The sequence below is a fragment of the Leifsonia sp. HAY1-4F genome (assembly GCF_056755275.1).
The window spans coordinates 1-247 of record NZ_JBNDHX010000488.1 but is presented as its reverse complement, the minus strand read 5'-3'; the positions used below and the strand labels follow the sequence as shown (position 1 = coordinate 247).

Here is a 247-nt window from a genome sequence, read left to right as displayed (position 1 = left end):
CACGCCGGTGATGGCCCTGGCATCCGCCGTCCTGGCTCGCTCGGACACGTCGCGGGTGACGCTCGTGTACACGAACCGCTCGAGCGCCGACGTCATGTTCCTCGAAGACCTCGCCGATCTGAAGGACCGCTACCCGACGCGCCTCGCGCTGCACCACGTCCTCTCCCGCGAGCAGCGCTCCGCGCCGCTGCTGTCCGGCCGGATCGACGCGGGGAAGCTCCGCACCATCCTCGACGCGCTCGTGCTG

Annotated in this window: 1 pseudogene; it reads left to right on the top strand. The window is 70.9% G+C overall.

Annotated features, from left to right (window positions below):
• Positions 1 to 247, top strand: a pseudogene (locus ACPYOG_RS20235) (1,2-phenylacetyl-CoA epoxidase subunit PaaE); the annotation flags it as partial.